The 24736-nt window shown below is 69.5% G+C and carries 24 protein-coding genes and 1 tRNA gene; 15 read left to right on the top strand and 10 right to left on the bottom strand.

Annotated elements, in window-relative coordinates; genetic code table 11:
- Positions 1 to 99 precede the first annotated feature (99 nt).
- The 5 genes from ACIBLC_RS05295 (at position 100) to ACIBLC_RS05275 (ending at position 4244) form a co-directional block, all read left to right on the top strand.
- Positions 100 to 173, top strand: a tRNA-Ile gene (locus ACIBLC_RS05295).
- Positions 174 to 543: 370 nt separating this feature from the next.
- Positions 544 to 984 (top strand): hypothetical protein, encoded by a 441-nt coding sequence (locus tag ACIBLC_RS05290; protein WP_399209351.1) that lies wholly within the window; start codon positions 544 to 546, stop codon positions 982 to 984.
- Positions 985 to 1024: 40 nt separating this feature from the next.
- Complete coding sequence (locus ACIBLC_RS05285; RefSeq protein ID WP_399209350.1) at positions 1025 to 2941, top strand: Xaa-Pro dipeptidyl-peptidase; 1917 nt, start codon at positions 1025 to 1027, stop codon at positions 2939 to 2941.
- Positions 2942 to 3042: 101 nt separating this feature from the next.
- On the top strand, positions 3043 to 3567 hold the full coding sequence (locus tag ACIBLC_RS05280; protein ID WP_328747096.1) for a SigE family RNA polymerase sigma factor: 525 nt from the start codon (positions 3043 to 3045) through the stop codon (positions 3565 to 3567).
- Complete coding sequence (locus ACIBLC_RS05275; protein WP_399209349.1) at positions 3564 to 4244, top strand: hypothetical protein; 681 nt, start codon at positions 3564 to 3566, stop codon at positions 4242 to 4244. The genes ACIBLC_RS05280 and ACIBLC_RS05275 overlap by 4 nt, the downstream gene beginning before the upstream one ends.
- A gap of 551 nt (positions 4245 to 4795) precedes the next feature.
- On the opposite strand, the gene ACIBLC_RS05270 is transcribed toward ACIBLC_RS05275, so the two are convergent.
- Together ACIBLC_RS05270 and ACIBLC_RS05265 are read right to left on the bottom strand one after the other, a co-directional pair.
- On the bottom strand, positions 4796 to 5134 hold the full coding sequence (locus ACIBLC_RS05270) for a thioredoxin family protein (RefSeq protein ID WP_399209348.1): 339 nt from the start codon (positions 5132 to 5134) through the stop codon (positions 4796 to 4798).
- A gap of 498 nt (positions 5135 to 5632) precedes the next feature.
- On the bottom strand, positions 5633 to 6772 hold the full coding sequence (locus ACIBLC_RS05265; protein WP_399209346.1) for a PucR family transcriptional regulator: 1140 nt from the start codon (positions 6770 to 6772) through the stop codon (positions 5633 to 5635).
- Between the two features lie 86 nt (positions 6773 to 6858).
- On the opposite strand from ACIBLC_RS05265, the gene ACIBLC_RS05260 reads away from it, so the two are divergent.
- Together ACIBLC_RS05260 and ACIBLC_RS05255 are read left to right on the top strand one after the other, a co-directional pair.
- Positions 6859 to 7914, top strand: a complete 1056-nt coding sequence (locus tag ACIBLC_RS05260; protein WP_399209345.1) for a ferredoxin reductase — start codon at positions 6859 to 6861, stop codon at positions 7912 to 7914.
- A 7-nt stretch (positions 7915 to 7921) separates the two neighbouring features.
- On the top strand, positions 7922 to 9040 hold the full coding sequence (locus ACIBLC_RS05255; protein WP_399209344.1) for a fatty acid desaturase family protein: 1119 nt from the start codon (positions 7922 to 7924) through the stop codon (positions 9038 to 9040).
- Between the two features lie 730 nt (positions 9041 to 9770).
- Here ACIBLC_RS05255 and ACIBLC_RS05250 read toward each other — a convergent pair.
- Positions 9771 to 10166, bottom strand: a complete 396-nt coding sequence (locus ACIBLC_RS05250) for an MmcQ/YjbR family DNA-binding protein (RefSeq protein ID WP_399209343.1) — start codon at positions 10164 to 10166, stop codon at positions 9771 to 9773.
- A 63-nt stretch (positions 10167 to 10229) separates the two neighbouring features.
- Here ACIBLC_RS05250 and ACIBLC_RS05245 point away from each other — a divergent pair, with 63 nt between their 5' ends.
- The gene (locus ACIBLC_RS05245; protein WP_399209342.1) at positions 10230 to 10427 is read left to right on the top strand and encodes a hypothetical protein; all 198 of its coding nucleotides are present in this window, start codon (positions 10230 to 10232) and stop codon (positions 10425 to 10427) included.
- 272 nt (positions 10428 to 10699) lie between these two features.
- Here the strand turns inward: ACIBLC_RS05245 and ACIBLC_RS05240 are convergent, their stop codons facing one another.
- From ACIBLC_RS05240 to ACIBLC_RS05225, 4 genes are all read right to left on the bottom strand, one after another.
- On the bottom strand, positions 10700 to 11179 hold the full coding sequence (locus tag ACIBLC_RS05240; RefSeq protein ID WP_399209341.1) for a MarR family winged helix-turn-helix transcriptional regulator: 480 nt from the start codon (positions 11177 to 11179) through the stop codon (positions 10700 to 10702).
- Between the two features lie 11 nt (positions 11180 to 11190).
- Entirely contained in the window at positions 11191 to 12252 is a 1062-nt protein-coding gene (locus tag ACIBLC_RS05235; protein WP_399209340.1) for an alkene reductase, read from the bottom strand.
- Positions 12253 to 12330: 78 nt separating this feature from the next.
- Positions 12331 to 13236: an NADP-dependent oxidoreductase gene (locus tag ACIBLC_RS05230; RefSeq protein WP_399209339.1), complete on the bottom strand. Its 906-nt coding sequence runs from the start codon at positions 13234 to 13236 to the stop codon at positions 12331 to 12333.
- Positions 13237 to 13306: 70 nt separating this feature from the next.
- A complete protein-coding gene (locus ACIBLC_RS05225; RefSeq protein WP_399209338.1) occupies positions 13307 to 13579 on the bottom strand; it encodes a hypothetical protein in 273 nt (90 codons plus the stop codon).
- Between the two features lie 118 nt (positions 13580 to 13697).
- Here ACIBLC_RS05225 and ACIBLC_RS05220 point away from each other — a divergent pair, with 118 nt between their 5' ends.
- The 6 genes from ACIBLC_RS05220 to ACIBLC_RS05195 all read left to right on the top strand — a co-directional run bounded on the left by ACIBLC_RS05220 (position 13698) and on the right by ACIBLC_RS05195 (position 21472).
- Entirely contained in the window at positions 13698 to 15113 is a 1416-nt protein-coding gene (locus ACIBLC_RS05220) for a family 2B encapsulin nanocompartment shell protein (protein WP_399209337.1), read from the top strand.
- 61 nt (positions 15114 to 15174) lie between these two features.
- Positions 15175 to 16467 carry a family 2 encapsulin nanocompartment cargo protein terpene cyclase gene (locus ACIBLC_RS05215; RefSeq protein WP_399209336.1) on the top strand — a complete coding sequence of 431 codons (1293 nt, stop codon included), beginning with the start codon at positions 15175 to 15177 and terminating at the stop codon, positions 16465 to 16467.
- 48 nt (positions 16468 to 16515) lie between these two features.
- A complete protein-coding gene (locus tag ACIBLC_RS05210; protein WP_399209879.1) occupies positions 16516 to 17358 on the top strand; it encodes a geranyl diphosphate 2-C-methyltransferase in 843 nt (280 codons plus the stop codon).
- 886 nt (positions 17359 to 18244) lie between these two features.
- Complete coding sequence (locus ACIBLC_RS05205) at positions 18245 to 19507, top strand: ice-binding family protein (protein ID WP_399209335.1); 1263 nt, start codon at positions 18245 to 18247, stop codon at positions 19505 to 19507.
- Between the two features lie 272 nt (positions 19508 to 19779).
- Complete coding sequence (locus tag ACIBLC_RS05200; protein WP_399209334.1) at positions 19780 to 20364, top strand: DUF5819 family protein; 585 nt, start codon at positions 19780 to 19782, stop codon at positions 20362 to 20364.
- Positions 20354 to 21472, top strand: a complete 1119-nt coding sequence (locus tag ACIBLC_RS05195) for an HTTM domain-containing protein (protein WP_399209333.1) — start codon at positions 20354 to 20356, stop codon at positions 21470 to 21472. The genes ACIBLC_RS05200 and ACIBLC_RS05195 overlap by 11 nt, the downstream gene beginning before the upstream one ends.
- A 137-nt stretch (positions 21473 to 21609) precedes the next feature.
- Here ACIBLC_RS05195 and ACIBLC_RS05190 read toward each other — a convergent pair whose 3' ends face one another.
- The 3 genes from ACIBLC_RS05190 to ACIBLC_RS05180 form a co-directional block, all read right to left on the bottom strand.
- On the bottom strand, positions 21610 to 22521 hold the full coding sequence (locus tag ACIBLC_RS05190) for a hypothetical protein (protein WP_399209331.1): 912 nt from the start codon (positions 22519 to 22521) through the stop codon (positions 21610 to 21612).
- A 64-nt stretch (positions 22522 to 22585) separates the two neighbouring features.
- Positions 22586 to 22987, bottom strand: coding sequence for a hypothetical protein (locus ACIBLC_RS05185; RefSeq protein WP_399209330.1), 402 nt, complete (start codon positions 22985 to 22987; stop codon positions 22586 to 22588).
- A 152-nt stretch (positions 22988 to 23139) separates the two neighbouring features.
- Positions 23140 to 23847 (bottom strand): helix-turn-helix domain-containing protein, encoded by a 708-nt coding sequence (locus ACIBLC_RS05180; protein ID WP_399209329.1) that lies wholly within the window; start codon positions 23845 to 23847, stop codon positions 23140 to 23142.
- A 550-nt stretch (positions 23848 to 24397) separates the two neighbouring features.
- Here ACIBLC_RS05180 and ACIBLC_RS05175 point away from each other — a divergent pair.
- On the top strand, positions 24398 to 24670 hold the full coding sequence (locus tag ACIBLC_RS05175; protein WP_399209328.1) for a hypothetical protein: 273 nt from the start codon (positions 24398 to 24400) through the stop codon (positions 24668 to 24670).
- Positions 24671 to 24736 lie beyond the last annotated feature (66 nt).

The raw sequence follows: 24736 nt of genomic DNA, 5'->3' as shown, positions 1-24736 counted from the left end.
CTCATGGTCATGCGATGCCGACCATCCGAGGCAGGAGATCGTATGAGCGGCTATGCTGCGGCAGACGGCGCGCACAAATGTGCGCGACGCGCCGTAGATGGGGCGGTAGCTCAGCCGGTTAGAGCAGCGGACTCATAATCCGTCGGCCGTGGGTTCGAGTCCCACCCGCCCCACCTGTGCAGGCTTCTGTCCTGCGGAAACGTTCGTTTTTGGGTGCCGGGGCGTCAACTTTGCCTGAACGTAATGAATCCGCTGCTCGTGAGTTCGGAGTCCGGCGGCACTCGGGGGAGCTCTAACTCATCTGACCTGCGGCGGAGTAGGTGATCGAGGTTGGCTCCGGGTGTCCGAGAGGTTGTCTGGAGGCTCGATACCTAGATCCAGGGGCCGTACAAGGGCCGGGAGGGCGCGGCCGTGTCCAGGTTGACGGTGTCTCCGGGCCGATTCCTTGTCCTATTTGCTGGTTGCGCGGCGCGGGCAGGACGACGTCGGCCCGGTCGAGTTGGCCGCTCGTAGCGTTCCGCGGAACACCGGGTTGGATGACTCGTGAGGTTCCTGTTTCTCGTGACGCTCGCCGTGCCCGGCGCGAGCTTCGCCGCCGTCGTCACGGGTATCGCGACCGCTTCGTCCGTCCCTGACCGTCGCCGCACCCATGGCCTGCTCCACCTCGCCGGCACCCTGCACTTCGACGGCACGAACGCCACGCTCCTCGCCGCCTGCCCGGCGTTCGGCTTCGCGGGCCTGACAGCGGCGAGTGCGGCGAGCCCCCCGCTGCCGCGCACGGTCCCGCGGGAGGCGGGGTCGGCCGTACCGCACGCGGCTGGAGCAGGGGTGGCCGGCAGACGTTTCCGGAACAGGGCAACCTCCAACGGTACCCAGGTTGTTGACGGCATGGAGGCGGTGGCCCCGCGATCGTGCGGAGTCGTCTGCCCTGTGTCCGAATGCCGAGCGACCGAAGGCTGCGTCCATGCGTTCCCACCGATCTGATGCGTCACCTCGCCGACGCGGGCCGCGCGCGCCGCTGCCCATGGCGGTGATCGCAGCCACGGTGGCCGCCGTGCTGCTGGCCGGCGTCCATTTCCTGGGAGGTCCGTCGACGGCGGAGACGGGCGGGTCGGCCTCTCCGGCGGTGAGCGGGCCGGACGGGTCCGGGACGGGCGAGCCGGGCCTGTCCGGGGAGAGCAAAGCGGTGTACTCGTACCAGAAGGCCGTGCGGGAGAGCGTCTGGGTCGGCACCGGACTCGACTCGGACGGCGACGGGAAGGAGGACCGGGTCGCCGTCGACATCGTGCGTCCGGGCGAACCCGCGGCGAAGGGCCGCAAGATCCCGGTCGTCATGGAGGCCAGCCCCTACTACTCGTGCTGCGGCCGCGGAAACGAGAGCCAGAAGAAGACGTACGACGCCAAGGGCCGTTTGATCCGGATGCCGCTGTTCTACGACAACTACTTCGTGCCCCGAGGCTATGCCTTCGTCGCCGTCGACCTCCCCGGCACCGGCCGCTCCGACGGCTGTACCGACGCTGGTGGACGTATCGACGTGCAGTCCGCCAAGGTCGTCATCGACTGGCTGAACGGACGTGCCCACGCCTACACCACCCGTACCGGATCCCAGCGTGCCGCCGCGTCCTGGACCAATGGCGCCACCGGCATGATCGGCAAGAGCTGGGACGGCTCTGTCGCCAACGGCGTCGCCGCCACCGGGGTACGCGGGCTGAAGACGATCGTCCCGATCAGCTCCATCTCCTCCTGGTACGACGCCTACTTCTCCCAGGGGGTCCAACTGGTCGGCAGCGCCCCGACCCCTAGCACGCTGATCCGCACGGTCGAGACCGACGCCACCGGCGCCCGCTGCGCCGCCGTGAACAAGCCGCTGGGCGACCAGGCGGCCCGGTCCGGTGACTGGTCGCCGATCTGGAGCGAACGGGACTACGTGGCCGCCGCGGACAAGGTCAGGGCGAGTGTCTTCGTCGTGCACGGTCTGCAGGACCTCGCCGTTCGTCCCAAGGAGTTCGGCCGGTGGTGGGACGCCCTCGCCAAGGCCGGGGTGCACCGGAAGATCTGGCTCAGCCAGACCGGGCACGTCGACCCCTTCGACTACCGTCGTGCGCAGTGGGTGGACACGCTGCACCGCTGGTTCGACCACGAACTCCTCGGCTACGACAACGGAATCGGCCGCGCGCCGATGGCTGACGTGGAGCGCACCCCCGACCACTGGACCACGGACACCGTCTGGCCACCCAGGGCAGCCGCGTCCGTGACGCTGAGCCCCGGCAGGGGCGCGAAAGAAGGTGTGGGCACCCTCGGCACGTCACCCGGCACGGGGACCGCGACCTTCACCGACGACCAGGGCCACAGCGAACTCGACTGGGCCGAGCAGGCCACCACCTCGACCCCGGACAAGGCAGGCTTCCTCACCCAGCCGCTCGGCAAGGCCCTGCACCTGACGGGTTCACCCGAGCTGACCGTCACCGCCACCCCGACGACGCCCACCGCCAGCCTGTCGGCCGTCCTCGTCGACATCGGACCGGCGACCATCCGGCAGTACGGCTCCGGTGGCCTGGGCATCACCACGCTCGTCGGCCGGACCTGTTGGGGCGCGAGCACCGCCGCGGACAGCGCCTGTTACAAGCAGACGGAGGCCGACACCACGCACGTCACCTCCACCGTCTTCAGCCGGGGCTGGGCCGCCCTGGGAACCTGTGCCGACGCCCACAAGGTCGCGGCGCTGGCGCCCGGCAAGCCCTGCACTCTGACTCTCGACCTCGCGGCCACCGACCACGTCGTCCCGGCAGGACACCGACTCGCTCTGATCATCGCGGGGACCGACCGCGGCTTCGCCCAGCGGGCCGCCGACCGGCCGACGATCACCCTCGACCTGGCCCGCACCTCCCTGCGGGCAGCGGCTGTCGGCGGATCCAAGGCCCTCACGGCGGCGCTAGGTTGATGGCGACCGGACAGTTCACTGTGCCCGAGCAGGCAACCGTTCGGCCACGCCGTGTGGTTGACGGGGTACGGGAGGGACGACGAGGGCAGGGGCGCGACGGAGTGAACCAATCGGCGGCGGACGGCGAGCCGGGATTCGAGGACTTCGTTGCCACCCGCGGGGACCGCTTGTACCGGGCCGCATGGCTCCTGACGGGTGACGCGCACGCGGCGGAGGATCTTTTGCAGACGGTTCTGGCCCGGGTATGGCCCAAGTGGTCGCGCATTGCGGGGGACAACCCGGAGGCGTACACGCGCCGGGCGTTGGTCAACACCTACGCGACTTGGTGGCGACGGCGCTGGCGGGGCGAGACACCCACGCGGGACCTCCCGGAGGTCTCCCCGGCCCGGGACGTCTTCGCCGACATCGATCTGGAGCAGTCGCTGGCCTCCGTGATCCGTCAACTGCCGCCACGGCAGCGGGCGGTGGTGGTACTGCGCTACTTCGAGGACCTGAGTGTGGAGGAGACCGCCCAGGTGCTGGGCTGCCGTCCCGGCACGGTCAAGAGCCAGGCCGCCAAAGCACTTCGGCTCCTGCGCCACCAGCTCACGCCGTCACATCTCCTGGAAGTCGGTGAACAGCCGTGACGCGTCCGGAAGAAGAGACGGCACAGCGGCCGGAAGAGGAACTGCTGCGTCTGATGCTGGCCCGGGCCACTCCGGCGGGCTCGAATCCCCGGCGGGTCCAGGAGATCCGGCAGCGGGTGACGGCGTACCGGCGCCGTCGTCGTATCTGGCTGGCGGGCGCCACCGCCGCAGTCGTCGTCGCGGCGGTCGGCGTGGTGGTGCAGACCTGGCCCTCCTCCCCGCCTCCGGAGCAAACTGCGGCAGCACCGCCGGCATCCTGGGCGCCGCCCGGGTTCACCGACATCCCGCGGGCCGGTCTGTCCCGGGAGCCGAGTCGGGGGTGGCAGGTCGTCCTGCCGGCGGGCGCCCGTTCAGGGGCCCGTGCCATCGTTTCGTTCAGTCCGGTTTCCCGGTCCCCGTTGACCCCTCTCACCATGGGCGCGGTGCTGGTGTTCTACGTCCGGAGCGATGACACCGACGCGCGCGTGACGGTGCGTCAGGTGTACCCGGTCGACGACTGGTGCGAACGGGCGGGAGGGAACCGGCAACTGGTCGCCGTCCGGCCGCGGGCCGACGACGGGGGAGAGACACGGGGCGGCTACGCCTGCCTGAACGACGCCTCGCGGGCAGTCATCGACCAGGCGAGCGAGATCCTCACCCGGACGTCCGCCACCGCGGTGGGCGCGAGCAGGAACTGAGTGCGGCCAGCGGTGGCAGTGCAGACAACGGCACGGCGGGTGCGCGTAGGGAGACGTCGGCTGTCGTCTGTGCTGTGGAGGACTATTGCTGTGGAGAGCGTCCCGGCGATGGCTGAGGGGCAAGGAAACCCCCGAAGAGGAAACAGCCCCGATGGGTACTCGACCCTCTCCTGTGGACATCTGACCCAGGTCTATGCGCAGTCCGGTGGACAAACTCGCTGCTTGACGTCAGGGATGATGCTCCACCCCGGGACAAGGGGTGGAGCATCATCTCGTCGGTAAGGGACTCCGCTGTGCGAGGGTTCTATCCCCTTGGCTGAACTGGGTGGAAGAGGCTGCTGCTGTGGTCGGCGTCCAACTCATCGACCTCCAGGGGCCATTGGCTTCTGTCCTGCGGAGACGTTCGTTTTTGGGTGCCGGGGCGTCAACTTGTGGGGAGCCCTGCGGTTCGACTGGTCAGGCCGGTGAGGGTGTCCCAGCCCCAAGGTGTCTCAGGCGGCGCAGCTCCCAGAGACGTGACGGGCGTAGCGGCCACGTGCCGCAGCGGCCGCTCAGAGGTGGCCGTCCAGGAACTCCCGTACCTCGGCGATGGGCATAGGCCCCGTGCCGTGCGCCACCGCCTCTCCCTCCTTCAGCAGGACGTAGGACGGGGCTCCGGTGATCCCGTATCGCTCGGTCGCAGCCGGACAACGCGTGATGTCGGCGCGGACGGTCGTCAGGCGGCCCGTGTAGTCGTCGGCGATGCCACCCACGACGAGGTCCATCACCCGGCAGGGCTCGATCGCCTTGGGCCATGTCCCGGTGAAGTATGCGAGGACCGGAACTTTGCTCATCCCGAGGATGAAATCGAACTCCGCGTCCTCACGGGGTCGGTGAACCTGCTTCGTCATGGAAGCTCCTGACCTCACATTCCGTCATTCCATCCCCATCATCCCTCGCGCGGTGTGCCAGGCCGGCCCGGTCGGTCGTCCCCGGCGCGAGCGGTCCGCACCCCCGCCCCTGGTGACCCGGCCGGGTCACCAGGGGGGCCGCGTGCCCGTGGGTCAGCTCGCGCCAGGACAGCGCCCTACACGACGACATGAAAGCCGACGTTTTCCAGGGCATAGCGGCCCAGGTCATCGGCCGGATGCTCGATGAGCGCGTCGACGAGCTCGCCGGTGCGCATCGTCCACCGGATCCGGCGTCGAGCCGTACCCGCCACCGCGCTTCGTCAGAGACGGCGCCCCCGACGGGCTTCCCGGGGCCTTGTCCGGTCTTCACATCAACCCCCGGTCCCAGCCGGCTGATACCGCTCTTCACCGGGCCGCATGAGCCGGCTGACGGCACCGGGAACGAGGCACGATTCCTGGACCGCTCGCGGACGCGGTCGGGGACGGTCGACGTACGCGTCAGCTGACCCGAAGACCGACCGCCAGCGTCAGTTCGAGGACCCGGTGTGGCGATGCGAGGTCCGGAAACAGCTCCCGCAGCTGCGACATCCGGTACCGGACCGTCTGGGGATGGACGAACAACGCCGCCGCCACCTCGTCCCGCCTGCCCTGGTGCAGCAACCACGCCCGCAACGTCTCCTCCAGCCGCCGTGCGGTCGCGACAGGCAAGGTCCGCAACGGTGCGAGGGCTCGGGCACGCAGGTCTGCGAACGCGTCCACGTCGGCGCTCAGCACCAGCTCGGGCAGGTGGTCCTCGGTGTCGCGAATATCGGAGGAGAGGGAGCGCGCGCGTACGGCTCGTGCGTACGAGGCGGACGCGCGGGTCCATGGCCGGGCCGGGCCGACCACGGCGGTGCGGTCGGTCAGCTGCCGCAAGAGATGTGATCGGTCGGCATCGGGGACGAGCAGCACACCGGTGGCGTCCGGCAGATCGTCGAGAACGAGGGTGCTCGGGTCGAGCGCGCGGTAGGCAGGCCGGGCCTGGGCGGCGGGCAGCAGGACCGCGGTCAGCGAAACCGGAGGCTGCCACCCGGCCCGTTGAACAGAGGCCAGCAGCACGTCCGGGCTCGCGTCGGCGAGGAGGTCGCGGGCCAGGTGTTCCAGGTGGCGCTCGTGGGCCCTGCCCCGGGCGGCCAGTTCGTCGGCGTGGCCCGCGGCGCTCGCGGCGGAGAGCTCGTCGATGTAGGCGAAGGTCAGCTCGGCGAACTTGGCGACCTCGGCGGCGGGCAGACCTGCGGGTACGGCACCCGCTGCCAGGCATCGCCAGGCCACGCGGGCGCCGACGCGGTAGGCGCTGAGCAGGGCGTCCATCGAACGGCCGTCGCGAACCTCGCCGCGGCCCAGCTCGTAGGCCGCGTCACCGGCGTCGGCGCCTGTGGCGTTCCCGCTCGCGAGGTCCAGGTAGTGCCCCAGGGCGGTGCGGACGGCTCGGCGGATGGTGGCGCCCATGCGGCCCGAAAGGGCGTTGGCGTAGGGAGGGACCTCGTCAATGATCGCCTGGACGACCTCGTCGGCGGTGCTCTTCAGCGCGGCCCGAAGTGCGGTGACCGTCGCCTCGTCCAGGGCCAGTTCGCCGGCCCTCCGGATTGCATGGTTCACGTTTTGTTCCCTGCGAACAATTCAGCCGACCAGATTTACGTCCTGCGGTCAGGACTTTACGCCCTGAGGCGCAGCAAGCTGGAGTCATGACGAGTGCAGCCCTCCGCAGCAGGGCGTGGAAACTGCTGGAGATGGTCACGACGCCGCTGCTGCCGTCGGACTACCTCGACCTGGTCAGCCCGCTGCGTGCGGGCGCTGACCTGCGGGGGCGCATCGAGGCCGTGCACCCCGAGACGGGTGACGCCGCGACTGTCGTGATCAGGCCGGGACGGGGCTGGCGCGGCCACACAGCCGGTCAGTACGTGCGGATCGGGGTCGACGTCGAGGGGGTGCGCCTGTGGCGTGCCTACTCCATCACCTCGCCGACAAACCGCCAGGACGGCCGCGTCACGATCACCGTGAAGGCGATCCCGGACGGCAAGGTCAGCAACCACCTGGTCCGCGGGGCGAAACCGGGCACGCTGATCCAGCTCGACCAGCCGACCGGTGACTTCGTGCTGCCGCGGGCCAAGCCCGCCAAGGTGCTCTACCTGACGGCCGGCAGCGGCATCACGCCCGTGATGGGCATGCTGCGCGACACCGAGTTCGACGACGTCGTCATGGTCCACTGCGCGCCACAGCCGCAGGACGTGATCTTCCGCGACGAACTGCACGGCCTGGTCGCGGACAAGAAGCTGCGGCTCACCGAGGTGCACACCGACACGGACGGCATGCTCGACATCACACGTCTCGACGAACTCGTGCCCGACTGGGCCGAGCGCGAGACCTGGGCTTGCGGGCCCGCGGGCCTGCTCGACGCCGCCGAGGAGCACTGGACCGAGCACGGCGTACAAGAGCGCCTGCACACCGAACGCTTCCGCCCCAGCATCGTCGTCACCGGCGACGGCGGCGAGGTCACGTTCAGTGTCACCGGCAGGACCGTCGACGCGGACGGCGCCACGCCGTTGCTGGACATCGGCGAGGAGGCCGGCGTGCTCATGCCCTCCGGGTGCCGCATGGGCATCTGCTTCGGCTGCGTCACGCCGCTCAAAGCGGGCGCCGTCCGCGACCTTCGCACCGGCGAGATCACCGAGGCCGAGCCGGGCGTCCTCATCCAGACCTGCGTGTCCGCCGCGGCGGGCCCCTGCGACATCGAACGGTAGGAGCACCTTGACCGCCACCGACCCCACCGCCCACCTGACCGCGGAGCAGATCGAGGAGCTCGGCCGCGAACTGGACGCGATCCGCGACGAGGTGATCGCCGGCCGCGGCGAGAAAGACGCCGCCTACATCCGTAAGGTCATCTCGGCGCAGCGCAGGCTCGAGCTGGTCAGCAGGGGCGTGCTGCTGTTCTCGATCTTCCCGCCCGCGTGGCTGCTCGGCACCGCCGGTCTGTCCGTGGCGAAGATCATGGACAACATGGAGATCGGCCACAACGTCCTGCACGGCCAGTGGGACTGGATGCGAGACCCGAAGATCCACTCCACCACCTGGGAGTGGGATCACGCCTCGCCGTCCGAGCAGTGGAAGCACTCGCACAACGAGCTGCACCACACGTACACCAACGTGATCGGCAAGGACAACGACCTCGGCTACGGCATCATGCGCGTCGACGAGGACCAGAGGTGGCACCCGTTCCACCTCGGCCAGCCGCTGTGGAACTTCATCAACGCCTGCTTCTTCGAGTACGGCATCGCGGCGTACGACCTGGAGCTCGCCAAGAACCTGAACAAGCGCCGCCGCAAGAACCCGGAGTTCCGCGCGCGGGCCAAGGCCGTGGGCCGCAAGATCCGCAAGCAGGTGCTCAAGGACTACGTGATCCACCCGCTGCTGTCGGGCCCGTCGTTCCTCACCACGCTCGCCGCCACGTTCACCGCGAACCTGGTCCGCAACATCTGGACCCACTCGGTGATCATGTGCGGGCACTTCCCCGAGGGCGTGCAGGTCTTCGAACGCCGGTCGATCAAGGGCGAGACGCGCGGCCAGTGGTACCTGCGCCAGATGATGGGCTCGGCGAACATCAGCGGCAGCAGGGCCATGCACTTCATGACCGGCAACCTGTCGCACCAGATCGAGCACCACCTGTTCCCGGACCTGCCGAGCAACCGGTACGCCGAGGTCGCGGTGAAGGTGCGCGCGCTGTTCGAGAAGTACGAGCTGGAGTACGTCACCGGACCGCTGCCCAAGCAGGTGTTCTCCGCGTGGCACAAGGTCTTCCGGCTCTCACTGCCGAACAAGAAGCCCAAGGCCAAGACGCCGGACCGTGAGCAGAAGCTCGTCGCGGCCTGATTCCCGGTATCGGTTCAGATCTTTCGGCCGTACCGGCGGCACCGCCGGGTTCGGTGAGATCGGTTGCGGACTGTGGGCGGCCGCGACATCAGACCGTACGACACGGGATCCGGGCAGCCCGGTGTCCGGCCGCGCTGCCTGGACGTGCGCCAGGAGCTCAGCACTACAACCCCCGGCGAGGTGTTGTAGTGCGCTGACCTGCCGTGGTCGGGCCGGTAGTCGGGTGCGTACGCGCACTCGGTCTGCCGACGGGCGGGCTGGGTGGAAGGCATGGGCTGTGACGTGGGCAATGCCGGAACCGATGCTCGCCGCCCCTGTGTCCGACCCTGCGCCGCTGCCTGGGTGGGCGGGTGAGCCGAAATGGCACGGCTATCGGGCACTGCTGGGCCGGCGCCCCGGTCCTGATCCGTTCCCGCAGCGGTGGGAACCTGACGGCAGCCTTTCCCGAGATCGTCGCCGCGGCCTCACAGTTGCCCGACGACACCGCTCGACGGGGTCGGCGGTGTGACTCCCGAGCTGGAAGCGGCAGTTGATGACTGACGTGATGAGTGACATCGAGGCCGGGGGCGCGGCCCTGGAACGTTCCTGGAGTCCAGCGAAGCCTGGGGCGAGAAGTACCTTGTAGGCGTCGAGTTTCGGGGTGAAGGCAGGGCGCCGTGGGTGACGCCGGGCAGGGCGCCGGGGGTACGCCGGGCGGCCTGCTGGAGCTGGTCGCCCGTGAGGGGCACGGTCACTGTGCCTCTGCCTCGGGCACCCCGAACGTCTTCGGGTTCACGGGCTGCTCTGCTTTCGGGAGCCCGGCGACCACCAGCCGGTAGGAGTCGGTGACCAGGTCCTCGACGAGCTGCGGGTCGATCGAGGCGCCGGGCGCGAGCGTGATCCAGTGCTTCTTGTTCATGTGGTAGCCGGGAGTGATGTCGGCGTGCGACGCGCGCAGCGCCTCAGCCTCCTCCGGGTCGGATTTGAGGATGACGACCGGCCGGCCGGGCACCTCGGTCATCAGCATGAACACCTTGCCGTGGACCTTGAAGACCTCCCATGCGGGCCCGAACGGGTATTCCAGCGTGACCACCGGCAGGCTCCGGGCGCGCTCCTGTGCCGTTTCCTGCAGTGTCTTTCCGTCCATCTCGGCACCTTCACTTTTCTGTCCGGTAGTTGAGGGTCGCGGTCGTCGGACGAGTACGACGACGTGCTTGCCCGGGAACGGGCCGGACTCCAGGTCCGCCTGCGCATCGCGTACGGATTCCGGGCCGCGGTATACCTGCGCGACGTGGATGTTCAGGCGTCCATCGGCGATGGCGCGCAGCTGGTGGCCGAGGACGTCGGTGGGCAGGTCCGTGGCGGCGCCGCCGTACGCGGGCAGCCGTACCACGTTCGGGATGAATGAAGCCGAGGGGGTGTCGTGCAGGTGCCCGCAGCCAGACCGGTTCCAGGGCGGCATCGCCCCCGTCCGGGTAGATCTCCCGTACGGCCCAAGCGATTTCGCCGTCGTCGACGAGTGGGCGGTCGACGCCGAGTGCCCGCAGCATGTCCGGTCCGGGCCGGAAGAGCCCACCGCACGGGCGTCCCGCCTGGCCAACCACGAGATCCACCCAGCACGCCGAGAGCCGTCAGAAGCGTCCTGACTCGCGAACAGTTGATGGCGTGCACACCGGGGAGTTAGGTCGACTCTTCTTGCGGAAGAGCGCGGCTGTTGATCGCGTCGGCGATGGCATAGGCGATACGGACGAAGGACTCTGCCTGCTGCGCCGACAGGTTCAGCGCGGAGGTCTCCTCCAGGGCCCGCCACATGGCTGCCAGAGGCTCGCGCATCGCACGGCCCTTGTCGGTGAGGTGGACGACCATGACGCGCCGGTCGTGTTCGGCCGGCTCGCGGATGAGCAGGCCCGCGTCCTGCATGCGGCGTAGGGACTTGGAGACGGTGGAGTGGTCAAGGCCGACGCTTTCGAGCAGCTCGGACTGGGTCTGGCCGTCCCGGTCGAGGAGGTGCATCAGCAGCAGTTCCTGTCCGGGATGGAGGTCCATCTCGCGGAGCATGGCGGCGGCGCGGGCGCGATGAGCGCGGGCGAGCTGGAAGATCGCGTAGCTCATCGGCCCCTCGCTGGCCGTCGTGGGGGTGCGGGGTGTGGGAGCGGCCATGATGCGGTTCCTCAGACGGTGTGGGTGGGGTAGTCGGTGTAGCCGGCCACTCCGCCGCCGTAGAAGGTCGCCGGGTCGGGGGTGTTCAGCGGCGCGTCAGAGCGTAGCCGCTCGACCAGGTCCGGGTTGGCCAGCGCGAGGGCACCGACGGAGACGAGGTCGGCTGTGCCGTGGTCGATGTCCTTGGCGCGGGTGGGCAGGTCGGTGCCGGCCCGGTTGAGGATCAGCTTGGTCGGCCACAGCGTGCGCAGGGTGCCCAGCAGCGCGTCGTCCCCGGCGTGGAGAACGTGGAGGTAGGCGAGACCGAGCGGGCTGAGGGCTCGCAGGAGAGCCGGATACAGCTCGGCGGTGTCGGACTCGGCGATGTCGTTGTAGGAGTTGCCGGGGGAGATGCGCAGGCCGGTGCGGTCGGCGCCGATCTCGTCGGCCACGGCAGCGGCCACCTCGACGGCGAAGCGGATGCGGTTGTCGAGGGAACCGCCGTAGCGGTCGGTGCGCTGGTTGGTGTTGTCGGACAGGAACTGGTGCACCAGGTAGCCGTTCGCGCCGTGGATCTCGACGCCGTCGGCGCCTGCCGCGACGGCAGCCGCCGCGGCGCGGCGGAAGTCGTCGACGGTCGCCGCGACCTCCTGCGTCGACAGAGCGCGGGGCGTGGGCATCTCCTGGGGCCCGGACGCGGTGAACATCGCGCCCTGCGGCCGGATCGCCGAAGGGGCGACCGGCCGGCGCCCGTGGGGGGTGTTGTCGGGGTGGGCGATGCGTCCGGTGTGCATCAGCTGGATGACGATCCGGCCGTCGGCCGCGTGCACGGCGTCGGTGACCTTGCGCCACCCGGCGATCTGCTCGTCATTGTGGATGCCGGGGGTGAGGAGGTAGCCCTGGCCGTCGGTGGAGGGCTGGGTTCCCTCGGTGATGATGAGCGCGTGCGAGGCCCGCTGGGCGTAGTACTCGGCGTTCAGCTCGGTCGGTACGCCTTCAGGCGTGGAGCGGTCACGGGTCATGGGGGCCATGACCAGGCGGTGCGGGAGGGAGATGTCACCGACGGTGGTCGGTGTCCACAGGGCGTTCAGCATGAATGGTCCTTCGGTGCGGTGATGAACAGTTGGTGTTCGGGAGGCCGGAGGGCGTGGCGGAAGGAGTGGCGGGCGTGATCAGCCGAGGGTGAGGACGAGCTTGCCCCGGACATGCCCGGCGTCGCTGACCTGCTGGGCCGTGGCGGCCTGGTCGAGCGGGTAGGCGGTGACGGTGGTGACGACCTTGCCGGTCGCGGCGTCCTGGGCCAGCGCGGCCAGGCGGGCGGCCGAGCGTTCCTTGGGACTGTTGGCGAAGGTGATACCGAGCTGGTGTGCCCGGAAGTCGGCGATGGTGACGATGCGTTCGGTGCCGCCCCGCAGGGCGATGGAGTCCTCAAGGGCTCCCTTCCCGGCCAGGTCGAACACCGCGTCCACGCCGTCGGGGGCGAGCGCCCGGACCCGCTCGACCAGGCCCTCGCCGTAGACGGTCGCGGTGGCGCCGAGCGAGGCGAGGTATTCCTGGTTGGCGGGGCCGGCGGTACCGATGACACGCGCTCCGCGGGCCGTGGCGAGCTGGACCGCCAGGGTTCCGACCGCTCCGGCCGCGCCGTGCATCAGCACGGTCTCCCCGGCGGCGACGCCGAGCAGGTTCAGGACCCGCTCAGCCGTCTCGCCCGCCACCGGCAGCGCGACCGCGTGCTGCCAGTCGAGGCCGGCGGGCTTGGGGGCCACGGTGGTGGCCAGCGCGTACTGGGCGTACGAGCCGGTATCCGACCAGCCCAGCACTTCATCGCCCACCTGCACGTCCTGCACGCCCTCACCCAGGGCGTCCACCACGCCGGCGAGCTCGCCACCGGGGACGGCGGGGAGCGGCGTGGGGAACACGGCCTCCATCGCCCCGGAGCGGATCTTGCCGTCCAGCGCGTTCAGCCCGGCAGCCTTGACACGGACGCGGATCTGCCCGGGGCCGGGCCGCGGGACCTCGATGTCCGCCTCGCGCAGCACTTCCGTGCCACCGAAACGGTCGAACAGGATGGCTTTCATGACGACTCCTCTCGTGCCACCACCCACTTAGGTGGCTGGACACATAACTAACGTAACAGCAAACATGTGGCTAGCCAAGTATTTGCCGTCGCTCGGGCTGCGCAAGCCCGGTCGCGGCGGTCTCCTCGGGGCGGCGGTCACAGCGGGAGGTGACCCGCCGGATGCCCATGTCGCCGATCATGCCCGCCTGCCCGAACTCCTCGTACTGGCCGAGACCGGATGCCGGATCCACTTCCTGGGCAACGTCTCCGGCGTGATCCCGACGAACTACCTGCCGCGAAACCCGGCCCACCTGGGGAATTTCATGCTCGCTCACCGATAAACCGAAGCCGGAGATGTTCACTGCTTCGACGGAAGCTGCCGGGCTTTCCATGGAGATGCCGGACGGCCGGTCCTACCGTCCTGCGGGTAGACGGATCGCCGCGATCCGCACCGTGTCCGGCAAGGAGCACCTCACCCCGATGACCGTTGACAGCAGCCCGGAAGTCCAGGCCGCGCCAGCAGTTCCGCAGCAGGCCCTCGGTACCGCCGCCGCCCGCAACCTCGCCACCACCACCAAGTCCGCCCCGCAGATGCAGGAGATCACCTCCCGCTGGTTGCTGCGGATGCTCCCCTGGGTCGAGGCCAAGGGCGGCGCCTACCGGGTGAACCGGCGGCTCAGGCACACCGTCGGCGACGGGCGCATCGAGTTCGTCCAGGAGGGCCCCACGGTCCGTGTGATCCCCCGCGAACTCGGTGAACTGGCCCTGCTGCGGGGCTTCGACGACGTGGACGTCCTCACCGTCCTGGCCGAACGCTGTGTGCAGCGCGACTTCGCCGCCGGTGAGGTCCTCGTCGAGCGCGGCAGCCCGGCGGACCGGATCCACCTGATCGCCCACGGCCGCGTCAGCCAGTCCGGCGAGGGCCGGTACGGCGGGGCGATCGCCATCGCGGTACTCGCGGACGGCGACCACTTCGGCGAGGACGCCCTGCTGGACTCCGACGCCCGCCACCACTGCACGGCCACCGCCGAGACCGCCGGCACTCTCCTCACGCTCTCCCGCTCCGACTTCGCCGCCGTACGGGATGCCGCGCCCGGCCTCCAGGCCCACATCGAGGAGTTCGGCTCCGCCGCACGGCAGCCGCAGAACAAACACGGCGAGGCCGAGATCGCCCTGTCGGCCGGTCATACCGGCGAGGTGGACCTGCCGGCCACCTTCGTCGACTACGAGTTGAAGCCGCGCGAGTACGAACTCTCCGCCGCCCAGACCGTCCTGAGGATCCACACCCGGGTCGCCGACCTCTACAACGGGCCGATGAACCAGACCGAGGAGCAACTCCGGCTCACCATCGAAGCGTTGCGTGAGCGGCAGGAGCACGAGCTCATCAACAACCGTGAGTTCGGGCTGCTGCACAACGCCGACTTCAAGCAGCGCATCCAGACGCACTCCGGCCCGCCGACCCCGGACGACATGGACGACCTGCTCTGCCGCCGCCGCGGCACCAAGTTCTTCCTCGCCCACCCGAGGACGATCGCCGCGATCGGACGCGGCTTCAACGCCTGCGGCCTCTACCCGGACCACGTCGACCTCGGCGGGCAGTCGGTCCCGGCCTGGCGCGGGGTCCCGATCCTGCCCTGCAACAAGATTCCGATCAGCAAGGAACAGACCAGCTCCATCATCGCGATGCGCACGGGCGAGGAGAACCAGGGAGTCATCGGCCTACGGCAGACAGGCCTGCCGGACGAGGTCGAGCCGGGCCTCTCCGCGCGTTTCATGGGCATCAACGAGCAGGCCGTCATCTCCTATCTCGTCAGCACGTACTACTCCGCCGCGGTCCTCGTGCCCGACGCGCTCGGAGTGATGGAGAACGTGCAGATCGCCCGCCGGCGGGACTGACGGCATGCCCGCGTCGAACAGGCCGACGCCCCGCCCGGCCCACCGCAGCAAGGAGTAGCAGATGCCCGATACCGGGCCCCTCGGACCACCCGTGCCCGAGCGGCGGCCGGGGCCGTCCACCACCACGCCGGTCCTGCCTGCCGAACCTCCCGAACCCGTCGTCCACCCGGTCCTCGGCGGGCCGACCGGCCTGGGGACGGCCTCGCTGTCCCCAGGCCCGCTGTCCCCGACCCGTGCACCGCGTCCACCGGCCGCACCCCCCGTATCCGCCGTCCGGAGCCGGGGCCTGGGCGGGCCGACCGGCCTGGGGACGGCCTCGCTGTCCCTGGCCCGCGCACCCGACCCGGCGCTCCCCGCTCCCGCACCGCCTGCCGAGGGCAAGGCCGTTCCCGGCCTGTACCACCATCCCGTCCCGGAGCCCGACCCGGTGCGCGTCGAGGAAGTGAGCCGCCGGATCAAACGCTGGGCCGAGGACGAGGTCCAGCTCTACCCCGAGGACTGGGAAGGCCAGTTCGACGGCTTCTCCGTCGGGCGGTACATGGTCGGCTGCCACCCTGACGCCCCCACCGTGGATCATCTGATGATCGCCACCCGGCTGATGGTCGCCGAGAACGCCGTCGACGACTGCTACTGCGAGGACCACGGCGGCTCACCCGTCGGTCTCGGCGGGCGTCTCCTTCTCGCGCACACCGCGCTCGACCCTCTCCACACCACCCCGGAGTACGCGCCGGATTGGGAGACGTCGCTCGGCTCGGATCCACCGCGGCGCGCCTATCGCAGCGCGATGGAGTACTTCGTCCGCGCGGCCACGGCCTCCCAGGCCGACCGCTTCCGGCACGACATGGCCCGGCTGCACATGGGTTATCTCGCCGAGGCGGCCTGGGCCGAGACCGATCATGTCCCGGAGGTGTGGGAGTACCTGGCGATGCGCCAGTTCAACAACTTCCGCCCCTGCCCCACCATCACCGACACCGTCGGAGGCTACGAGCTCCCGGCGGACCTGCAAGCACGGCCGGAGACACAGCGGGTCATCGCGCTGGCCGGGAACGCGACCACCATCGTCAACGACCTGTACTCCTACACCAAGGAACTGGCCAGTCCCGGCCGGCATCTGAACCTGCCCGTGGTGATCGCGGAACGCGAACAGCTCTCCGAGCGCGACGCGTATCTCAAGGCGGTCGAGGTCCACAACGACCTCATGCACGCCTTCGAGGCGGCAGCGGCCGACCTCGCCGCGGCCTGCCCCCTGCCCGCCCTGCTGCGCTTCCTCAAGGGCGTGGCCGCCTGGGTCGACGGCAACCACGACTGGCACCGCACCAACACCTACCGCTACAGCCTGCCCGACTTCTGGTAAAGAACGGACGCCTCTGTGACCACGGATATCACCCCCGCACTCTCCACGATGGTCCCGGCCCCGGCGACCCCCTATCAGGGAGACATCGCCCGGTACTGGAACAGCGAGGCGAGGCCGGTGAACCTGCGCCTCGGTGACGTGGACGGGCTCTACCACCATCACTACGGCATCGGCGCCGTCGACCGCACCGCGCTCGGCGACCCGGAGCACAAGGAGTACGAGAAGAGGCTGATCGCCGAGCTGCACCGGCTGGAGTCCGCCCAGGCCGAGTTCCTCCTGGACCACCTCGGCTCCGTCACGGCCGACGACACCCTCGTCGACGCCGGGTGCGGTCGCGGCGGATCCATGGTCATGGCCCACCAGCGCTTCGGCTGCAAGGTCGAGGGCGTCACGCTCTCCGCCACGCAGGCCGAGTTCGGCAACTCGCGGGCACGGGAGCTGCGTATCCAGGACCACGTCCGCTCGCGCGTGTGCAACATGCTCGACACACCCTTCGAGAAGGGCGGCGTCGCTGCCTCGTGGAACAACGAGTCGTCCATGTACGTCGACCTGCACGACCTGTTCGCCGAGCACTCCCGCTTCCTCGAGGTGGGTGGCCGGTACGTGACCATCACCGGCTGCTGGAACCCCCGTTACGGCCAGCCGTCGAAGTGGGTCTCGCAGATCAACGCCCACTTCGAGTGCAACATCCACTCCCGGCGCGAGTACCTGCGGGCCATGGCCGACAATCGGCTCGTACCGCAGACCGTGATCGACCTGACTCCCGACACCCTGCCGTACTGGGAACTGCGGGCCACGTCCTCGCTGGTCACCGGGATCGAAGAGGCGTTCATCGAGTCCTACCGGGACGGTTCCTTCCAGTACGTGCTGATCGCGGCCGACCGCGTCTGAACGCCTGACCGGAAGGCACCCGCCCGGTGGTGGGGGGGGGGGGGGGGCCCCCCCCCCCCCCCCCCGGGGGCGCCCCCCCCCGCCGGGGGGGGGGGGGGGCCCCGGCCCCCCGCCACCACCGGGCGGCGGAGCCCGGCAGCCCGGGCGACGCGACTGGCAGGGAGATGCGGCAGGCGTTGTCGTCGCCGAGTCAGAACCAAACGGATGACGATTCTTGCCTTCGCGGGTCGGCAGGCTCATCGGCTTCGCGTGCCATAACCCGTACACACTCCTTGCCGATTGAGGCAATCACTCCGCCATTAACACGCCGGAGTGATCCGTCGGGGTGAACGCCCGTGAGAGTGAATCAGCCCGAAGTTCAATATTACTGCGGTCGGTCCGGCTTGGGCTTGTTCATGTGCGGCATCGAGCCGCTTGTTCTTCCGCGGCCTCCGTACGCCAAACGCGTTGGCGTGGCGGCGTGTTCAAGGCGGGTGGAGTTGGCCTGCGGCGGTCGGCCGTGCTCGAGCCGCTCGCGAGATCATCAAGCGGTTCGCTGCTGGTGACAGCCATGTGACCGCCACCTCCGCCGCCCTTGTGCAGGTGGGCTGCGTGATCTTCCTCCGGTACGCCCTCCCTTCCGTCGGCGGTGACCGCCCGGTTCGCGGGGAGAGTTGTCCTCCGGTGAAATTCCCACGTGTCTGCCGGGCCGGGGATCAACGCCATCCGGCCCATTAGGTATTCATATGCGCTTTGCAGTTGGCTCGTCGGTTTCGCCTTGGGCTCGCTTGAGTGAATCCCGCACCGATCAATTTCTTGAGTAATATGCCAACGGCACAAAAAGGCGATTCCCTGCGACCGAGAACCGCCGCCAAGGCACTTTCCCCTCACAGGAGTTGGCCCCTCGATGACGCTGAATATCCCTGACGCGCCGCTACGGCGCTCCACGTCGGTTTGGCTCGCGGCGGTTACGGCCGTGGTGATCGCCGCCGTCGTGCTCGCGCTGACGCCGACACGCGCCAACGCCGTTGCCACACCTGTACCTCTGGGTACGGCGAGCAGCTTCGCCGTTCTGGCCGGGTCACAAGTCACCAACACCGGGCCGTCGTTGATCACCGGTGATCTCGGAGTGCATCCGGGAACGGCCATCACCGGATTCCCGCCCGGCACGGTTCTCGGGGCCCTGCACTCCGCGGACGCTGTGGCGCTCCAGGCCAAGAGCGACCTGGTCACGGCATACAACAACGCCGCCGGCCAGGCGCCCGACGTCACGTATCCCACCGCTCCCGATCCCGTGGAGCTCGGTGGCAGAACGCTGGATCCGGGTGTCTACAGGGCGCCCATCTCCGCGGGTATCACCGGCACGCTCACTCTCGACGCCCACGGCGACCCCAATGCCGTATGGGTCTTCCAGGTCGGTTCGACCTTGACGACGGCGTCCGGGAGCAATGTGTCTCTCATCAACGGCGCCTCGCCGTGCAACGTGTACTGGCAGATCGGCAGCTCGGCCACCCTTGGCACCAACTCCACGTTCGTGGGGACCATCATGGCCCAGGAGTCGATCACCGTCACCACGGGAACGACCATCGCCGGCCGGGCGCTGGCCCGCACCGGCGCCGTGACGCTGGACAACAACACGATCAACCGGGGTACGTGTGCCGCCGGGGGAACCACCGGCGGGCTGATCACGGGCGGTGTGATCGCCGGCGCCACGACCGGTGGCACGACAGCGGGCACCACGGGCAGCACCACGGTCGGTGTCATCGGCGGCGTGCCGACGGGCGGCGGAACCGGCGGAGCCCTGGGCGGTCTTCTCGGCGGCGTCCTGACCTCGGGTGGAACCACCGGTGGCGCCCTGGGCGGCCTCATCGCGGGAGTCACTACGGGCGGCACCACGGGTGCTACTACCGGAGGCACCACGGGTGCTAACACCGGAGGCACCACGGGTGCTAACACCGGCGGTACCCATGGTGGTTCGACGGGTGGAAACGGCCACCACGACCACGGCGAGAAGCCCGACAACCACGACCATGGTGGCAAGCCCGATGAGCATGGCGAGCATGGCGAGCATGGCGAGCATGGCGGGGATCAAGGAAAGCCCGACAAGCCCGAGGGCCACGGCAGCGACCACAAGGACGACCACAAGGACGACCACAAGAAGTCTGCCTAGCTCCATCTGAATGAGCAGGACGAGCGGCGCGCGACGGATCGTTGTCGATTCCGTCGCGCGCTGTTGGCGACATCTCAGGAGACGCGGTGAGAGAAGCCAGGATGAAAAGACCGGGTGTGGACGTGCAGGGCGGCGTGGAAACGGTGGATGCCGACGGACCGGACCGGATCGGCATCGAGTCGGCTGGGCAGCGAGACCGAGGCGGTAAGGACCCTGCGTTCCAGGGGCCTTCGGCTCCAACGCCCGTTCTTCTGAAAGCCGGGGTGAGCGCCGTGACGGTCCTGTTCCTGGCGACGGCCCTGGTACATGTACTCCTGGTCTTTCTGCACGTGGCACCGACGAACCCCATCTCCCGGCAGTACAGCCGGCAGGTCAACGCATGGGTCTTCCCACTGTTCGAGCAGAACTGGCGGCTCTTCGCGCCGGATCCGGAGTCGGTCAACCGGCAGATCTCGGCGAGGACCCTGCACACCGCTCCGGACGGCAGCACCCAGGTGAGCGGCTGGTTCGATCTGACCGCCGTGGACAACTCGTCGGTCAGGCACAACGCCTTCCCGAGTCACACCGCTCAGAACATGCTGCGGCGGGCCTGGAGTTCGTACCTCGAAACCCACGGCGGTGACGACCTGCCACGCTCACAGCGGGCACTCATGATCCAGCAGTACCTGACCAACATCGCGTCGGACCGCGTCACCACCCGTCGGCACGGAACCTTCGAGTCCATCCAACTACGGGTGATCACGGTGCCCATCGCCGCCCCCGAAACGCCGAACGGCACCGACCCGTCCGCCGCGGCGCCGAAGCCTGTGGAAACGCGATATCTGCCCTGGTGGAAGGTGCACGCCCATGGAAACTGAGCAACCGCACACACCGCGCCGACGCGCTCCCGAAGGAGTGGACGCAGGCGTGCCGCACCGCGTGCCAGGGCGAATCGCTGCGGGTCTCAGCATCCTGACCGAGCGGCCGGTCTCCCTCTACGCCGCCGCGGTCCTGCGTATCGGATACGGATTTCTCTATCTCGTCTTCCTGCTACGCGAGTTCCCGCACCGCGACGAGATCTGGGGTCCTGGTTCACCGTGGACGCCCGAGATGGCGAGGCAACTGTTCGGTCAGACGGGATGGGCCAGCATCCTGACCCTGTCCGACAACCGGGCGTACTTCGAGGCCTGTTACGCGCTGGCACTCATCACGTCCGTGCTGTTCCTGCTGGGCTGGCGCACCAGAGTCGTGTCCGTGCTGTTCGCCGTCGTGGTCGCGTCGTTCCACGCCAGGGCGATCTTCATGACCGACGGAGGAGACAACCTCATCCTCCTCATGGCGCTGTACCTCGCCTGCACGGCATGCGGCCGCCACTGGTCCCTGGATGCGCGCAGAAACCGTCTCCGTGCCGCCGACGGTAAAACGGCGCGTACGCCGACGGGCCGGGGAACGGCCGACCTCCGTCATTCCCGGCAGACCGTGACCGCGGTGCTGCACAACTGCGGCATGTTCGTCATCGCCGCCCAGGTCTGCTTCCTCTACGGGTCCGCGGGTCTCTACAAGGTGCAGGGCGGCTCATGGGGTAACGGGACCGCCCTCCATTACGTCCTGAACCTCGATCTGTTCCGCCCCTGGCCTGAGATCTCCCTGCTGGCGGACGAGCATGACGTGCTGATCGCCATCGCCTGCTATCTGACGGTTCTCGTGCAGGTCGCATTCCCCTTCGTCCTGTTCGGACGGCTCAAATACCCTGTCCTGACCCTGCTGTTGGGCATGCACCTGGGCATCGCCGTACTCATGGGACTTCCACTGTTCTCGTCCGCGATGATCGTCGCGGACGCCGTGTTCCTGCCCGACCGCTTCTACAGGTCTCTGGGACGACTGTGGCGGCGCACCGGCCGGGCGACAGACGCCGGAAGGACGCGGCTTTCGACGCGCGGAGAGCCCGTACTCGTGCCGACGCAGCTCACACCGTCGAGCCGCTGAGGGGCCCTGTGGGCAGTGTCATCGGCTCGGCTGCGTTGTGCGTGTGCCGCTTCGGCTCGTGAACGGTGAAGCCGACGGTGTCTCCGGGGGGACCATCGCCCGCGTGGCGCAGTAGGTCCGTCCGGTCCTCGAGGCACTCAGAGCGTGGGGAACGAGATGTGGACCCCGTGGCGCTTCTCCAGCTCCCGTACGGCCGGTCCCAGTTGTGAGCGGAGGGACGCGATCTCGCGGCTGTTCTCCGCGACGAACCGTTCGCGCAGCTTCTGGCGCAGGGGCTCGCGGACGGCTTCCACCGGCCGCATGCAGTCGGCGTAGGCACCGGCCAGCTCGTGGTCTTCCCGTACGAGGGCGGTGGTGTCGTCGGCGTGCTCCGCGAGTCGGCTGTCGACCAGGGCGAAGAAGTCGTCCTCGTTGTCCACGCGCAGGTTGTGCCGGCGGTCCAGGCATTTCGGCACCTCGGCCAGTGCGTGCCGTACCCGCGGTTGGCTGCGCAGTGTGTCGAGCGTGTTCCACCACTCGCTCTGAAGGGGCGAGGAGAGGGCGTCGAGGGCGCGGACGGCGGTGGTGCCTGCCGCGGCGCAGCGGAGGACGACTGCGTCGGAATCGTCGGCGGAGGCGGCGCCGGGCTCCGCGGAGTCCGCGGCGGTCCGCAGGACGCTCGGAAGGTCGGGGGCGGGACCGCCGTTGAAGCCGTCGCGTTCCAGGAGATCAAGGTCCGGCAGCGCACCGAGCCGGACGAACATGGGAGGAGGGCCCTGCGGACGCGGGCGGCCGGCGTCGTGGGCGCAACGGGCGGTCACCGCCGCGCTGACGGTCTGGCCGAATGTGCCCAGACCGACGGTCAGCCGGGTGTCGGCACCGGTCGCCGGGAGCACCATCGGGACCGGGTCCTGAGGGAGCGCGTGGGACAACGGGGCCGCTGCCGTGGCCCGGCCGGCCGGGGCGGGCTGGTCGGCGGCGGGGCTCGCGGACGCGGAGCATCCGCCGATCGCCGCGGCCATCAGGAGCACGGCCGGCACCAACTGCGCCGGGTGGAGGCGGTGGGACACCGGGAAGCCTCTCTGTGACGGGAGTCGGGGCCCGCGCCGGGCGCGGGCCCCGAGTTCCGCTGGGTCAGTGCGCGACGTCGGCGATGTCGTTGCTCGTGTTGTAGCTGCCGACGCTCATCGGCACACCGTTGTTGACGTCGGACAGCAGGACGATCCACGGGCTGTGCCCGCCGTCGTAGGCGCGGATGTAGCCGCGGGAGCCCCGGATCCAGGTGCCGGAGGAGTTGCGGTAGAAGCCCGCGTACAGGTCACTGGTCGCCGCGCTGTTCTCGTACGAGGCAGTGAGGTTGAGGTCGTTGCAGGTGCTCGAGGACGACTTGTTCACGACGGTCCCCGGGCCCCGGTAGCCGGTGCGGATCTCCGCGGTGGCGCACGCCTGGGGCGCGGCCTCCGCGGCCGGGGCCAGGACGACCAGGGAAGTGGCGACGACGGCCGAGGCCGCCAGCGCGGACCAGGTCTTCTTCATTGGATGGTTCCCCCTTCGGGCTGCGGGCGCACTGGTTGGTGTCCGCCCGTCGCCCTGCACACTGACAGCGGCGCGGCGTCGCGGTCTTGAAGGAATGCGCACTGTCAGTTAAGTCCTGGGCGGGGCCTGCGGCCGGTTGCCGAGCCGGACCCTCAGCGGTCCAGCAGCACGCTCGTCAGGTGCCCGGGGACGCGCTCGACGACGCGGTGCTCGGCGATCGCCTGAACGAACTGGCGTGGCCTGAGGGACGTCATCGCCTTGAACTCCCGGCTCAGATGCGACTGGTCGGAGAAGCCGACGGCCGCCGCGACCTCACTCGGACTGCGGCCGGCGGCCAGTGCGCGCAGGGTGTGGTTGAGGCGCACGATCCGTCCGGCGATCTTCGGGGACACGCCGATCTGTTCACGGAAGCGTTTCTCCAGCTGCCTGCGGCCCCAGCCCACCGAATCGGCCAGTACGTCGGTGGTGACGATGCCCCGTCGTGCGCCCACCTCGGCCCAGGCCCGGGCGACGAGGGGCGAACCGGACGGGCCGGCGGCTCCCCACGCGACGAGGGCCGCGTCCACCAGAGCGAAGCGCCGCGGCCAGTCCGGTGCCGAGGCCAGCGCGTCCGCGAGCGTGCCGAGCCGGCGCCCCAGCACGTCCTCGGCCGCCAGATGACGGCCGGCCAGCTCGTGCATCGCCGCACCGAGCAACGAGTACGCGGCCCAGGGCGTCATCACGATCTCCATGCCGGACAGCCGGCCCTGGTGGCCACCGGTACCGGCGGACGCGTGCACGCCGGCGAGAACCGCGCTGTACTGCGCGGAGTCACGGCCCTGTGCGTCGTCCAGCGAGAGTTTCTCGTCGAATCCGACCACGAGTGTCACCGTCCCGCTGGGCAGTTCCAGCCGCCGCCGCGGACTGCTGAAGTGAGCGCGAAAACCGTGGTAGCGCAGTACACCGGGTCTCAGACACTCCGTCGGCCGTCCGGGCACACTCTCCCAAGTCCCCTTCGAGCAGGCTGAATCGAGCATGCACGTCCCCCTGTGGCCGGTGCGTCGGTCCGACGGGCCGCCGGGCGGCCCGGAGGCATGCTGGCACCCGGCGGGACAGGACTCGCCGGACCCGACCGGAACCGGACAGGCCACCGGGACCCCGCTGAACCGGACGGCTTCCTGAAACCGGCGCGTCACGCGCCGAGCCTCCCGCCGTATACCAACTCCCGTGACTCCTGTGACAGATGAGGCTGAACGGGGGGAAGTTCCGGCCAGCGTACGGATGTCCGGGATCCCTTTGTTTCGCAGTCGTCCCGCGGCGTCGGACCGTTACAAGCGGCGCTGTCCGTATTGCCCGCGGCAGGACTACGCTGGGTGAACAGGCCCCGGCCCCCGGCATCGCACGTCTTGTTCTGCCTCGGGGAGGCCCGCCGTGTTCGTCCCGCTTCTGATCCTCATCGTGGTGCTGTTCGGCCTGGGCTTCGTCAGCCCTCTCTGGTGGGTGGCCGCCGCCGTACTGGTCTTCGGCGCCTTCCGCTACGGCCGGGATCGAGGCGTCGGCTGGGGCCGCGGCTCCGATGTCGGGGAGTACCGCGCCTACCGGGACCGCCGGGAGCGTCAGGACCGCTGGGACCGCCGCTACAGCCGTCAGCACCGGGCACGCTGGAGGCGCGAGGACCGACGGGACCGCGAACGCCGCGGGTGACCGACGACCGCGCCCGGCGTCTTCGTGCGGCGCAGCGGATCCAGCGGCGGGCGGCACCGGAGCGCA

The sequence above is a fragment of the Streptomyces sp. NPDC050535 genome, assembly GCF_044457665.1.
In the GTDB taxonomy this organism is placed as follows: Bacteria; Actinomycetota; Actinomycetes; order Streptomycetales; family Streptomycetaceae; genus Streptomyces.
The sequence above is the reverse complement of the archived record's forward strand: the minus strand, read 5'-3'. Positions and strand labels throughout refer to the sequence as shown.

Excerpts from the sequence above, each read along its gene's own strand:
- ACIBLC_RS05210 (WP_399209879.1), top strand. The coding sequence starts at position 16,516 with ATGGTCCCGGCCCCGGCGACCCCCTATCAGGGAGACATCGCCCGGTAC.
- ACIBLC_RS05270 (WP_399209348.1), bottom strand. The coding sequence starts at position 5,134 with ATGACGAAGCAGGTTCACCGACCCCGTGAGGACGCGGAGTTCGATTTC.
- ACIBLC_RS05220 (WP_399209337.1), top strand. The coding sequence starts at position 13,698 with ATGACCGTTGACAGCAGCCCGGAAGTCCAGGCCGCGCCAGCAGTTCCG.
- ACIBLC_RS05260 (WP_399209345.1), top strand. The coding sequence starts at position 6,859 with ATGACGAGTGCAGCCCTCCGCAGCAGGGCGTGGAAACTGCTGGAGATG.
- ACIBLC_RS05205 (WP_399209335.1), top strand. The coding sequence starts at position 18,245 with ATGACGCTGAATATCCCTGACGCGCCGCTACGGCGCTCCACGTCGGTT.
- ACIBLC_RS05230 (WP_399209339.1), bottom strand. The coding sequence starts at position 13,236 with ATGAAAGCCATCCTGTTCGACCGTTTCGGTGGCACGGAAGTGCTGCGC.
- ACIBLC_RS05195 (WP_399209333.1), top strand. The coding sequence starts at position 20,354 with ATGGAAACTGAGCAACCGCACACACCGCGCCGACGCGCTCCCGAAGGA.
- ACIBLC_RS05250 (WP_399209343.1), bottom strand. The coding sequence starts at position 10,166 with ATGGACGGAAAGACACTGCAGGAAACGGCACAGGAGCGCGCCCGGAGC.
- ACIBLC_RS05185 (WP_399209330.1), bottom strand. The coding sequence starts at position 22,987 with ATGAAGAAGACCTGGTCCGCGCTGGCGGCCTCGGCCGTCGTCGCCACT.
- ACIBLC_RS05215 (WP_399209336.1), top strand. The coding sequence starts at position 15,175 with ATGCCCGATACCGGGCCCCTCGGACCACCCGTGCCCGAGCGGCGGCCG.
- ACIBLC_RS05235 (WP_399209340.1), bottom strand. The coding sequence starts at position 12,252 with ATGCTGAACGCCCTGTGGACACCGACCACCGTCGGTGACATCTCCCTC.
- ACIBLC_RS05285 (WP_399209350.1), top strand. The coding sequence starts at position 1,025 with ATGGCGGTGATCGCAGCCACGGTGGCCGCCGTGCTGCTGGCCGGCGTC.
- ACIBLC_RS05240 (WP_399209341.1), bottom strand. The coding sequence starts at position 11,179 with ATGGCCGCTCCCACACCCCGCACCCCCACGACGGCCAGCGAGGGGCCG.